General features: G+C 72.8%; 1 protein-coding gene. It reads right to left on the reverse strand.

Annotated elements, in window-relative coordinates; all coding sequences use genetic code 11:
• On the reverse strand, positions 1-1574 hold a 1574-nt coding region (locus Sru01_RS29220), incomplete at its 3' end, for a M4 family metallopeptidase (RefSeq protein ID WP_203992274.1).
• Positions 1575-1981: the final 407 nt, after the last annotated feature.

Below are 1981 nucleotides of genomic sequence, written 5' to 3' on the forward strand. Positions count from 1 at the left end.
TTGGCCGAGGAGGAGCAGGTGGGCTCACCGGACTGCACCGGGACGCTCACCGCGTTCCACGCCGCCTTGGTGGCCGCGCACTCGGCGCTGCTCGCGCCGTACAGCTCCACCGCGGCCGCCAGCGACGCCGACCGGACGCCGGCGTACCGCCAGCTGGAGGTCTTGCGGGCCAGCGCACCCATGTAGATCTTGCCGGCCTTCTGGATGCCGATGCCGCTCACCGAGGAGGGGCCGCCGGAGCAGATCGGGCTGTTCGGCTTGCCGCCGCCGGGCGCGGAGCCCTCGGCCAGCAGGTAGAACCAGTGGTTCAGCGGCCCGGCCGCCGCGTGCACCTCGGTGCTCGGGATCGAGGACGACCAGCAGTTCGGGTCGCCGGCCAGCGACGGGTTGTACATGTACCGGATCGGCCCGTCGCCGACCAGGTTCACCTCCTCGCCCACCTGGTAGTCCGGCGGGTCGTTGGGGTTGTTGGCGTAGGCCTCGGTGAGCGCGCCGAACACGTCGCCGGTGGCCTCGTTGATGCCGCCGTTCTCGTTGCCCGATCCCGCGCCGCCCGGCGTGGTCTGGAAGATGGCGTGGCCGAACTCGTGCGCGACCACGTCGATCGGGGTGGCCTGGCGCTGGTTGTCCTGGGAGTGGCCGAAGTTGGTGTAGCTGCCGTTCCAGTAGGCGTTCACGTCGGCCAGACCGACCCGCATCGGGAAGCCGCCGCCGTTGCCGTTGATGCCGTTGCGGCCGAGCCAGTCGCGCAGCATGTCCCACTCGCGCTGCACGCCGTACAGGCCGTCCACGCAGGCGGTCTCCAGGTTGGTGCCCGAGCCGGTGCCCCAGGCGTCGTCGGTGCCGGTGTAGGCGGAGCCGTTCTGCCCGCCGCACCGGATGCCGCTGCGGGTACCGTCGGTCATCGAGTACGAGCTGCCCGAGCCGCTGGTGTTGATGGTGACCGACCCGTAGTAGTACCCGGTGCCGGTGCCCGCCTTGACGTCGTCGTAGGCGTCGGCGACCTCGCCGGTGCGCGCGTCCACGAAGACGTGCTGGATGCTGGGCCGGCCGTCGGCGAGGCCGGAGACGGTCGCCTCCCAGGCCAGGACCGGCCGCTCGCCCCAGGCCAGCACGACCAGGCGGGGGGCGCGGCTGTCGTCCACCCGCGACAGCCGGCCCTTGGCGGTCTCCAGCGCGGTGTCCGCGCTCACCTCGGCCGTGGTCGGCACCCCCCGCACCGCGCCGGCGGCGGCCGCGGTGTCACGGACCCGGCCGAGGCCGTCGGCGATCACGACCGCGTCGCCGCCGACCACCGGCAGGCCCTTGTAGGAGCGCTGGTAGGTGACCGAGTAGAGGCCGCCGGTGGGGGTGACGGCGGTGCGCTGGTAGGCCTCGTCCGGGCTGACGCGCAGCTCGTCCAGGCCGCTGGCGACGGCACGGTCGGCCGCGGTGGCCGCGGACGCCCGCGGGTCGGCGGCGACGCGCTCGGCGCCGGTGGCGCCCGGCGGCTTGGCGGACGCGGGGGTGGTGGGCGCCATCACGGCGACCGCGGCGATGCCGGCGGCCGCCGCCAGCAGGGCTCTGCGCCTCATGCGGGGGTTTTCCTTTCTCTGCATCCCACGTCGCGGCACCGGCGGGCCGGGCGGCGGCGGTCGCGCCGCCGGGGGTCGCCCGAGACGGCGGACACGGTGGGATCGGGGGGTGATGAGAGAAATGAAGGAATTACGGGAGATCGGGCCAATTGGGCGATCTGCCGGAAACGCTAGGACCGCCGCCTCGGGTTGAACATCCGTAGCGGCATCCGTAGCGATACCGAAAAGCCGTCAAACCCGAAGTGAGCCGCCATCCGGTCCTCCCGAGGGGACCGTCGCCTTCAGGCGACGGGGGAATCGGGAGCCGATCAGGCGCGCTGGTCGTTTTCCTCCCAGCAGGCCACGCTGCGGCGTCTGGACAAGGCGTTCGGAGCGTTCTTCGACCGGGTCAAGAAAGGCGCGCCCCC

The sequence above is a fragment of the Sphaerisporangium rufum genome, assembly GCF_016863395.1.
Classification (GTDB): domain Bacteria; phylum Actinomycetota; class Actinomycetes; order Streptosporangiales; family Streptosporangiaceae; genus Sphaerisporangium; species Sphaerisporangium rufum.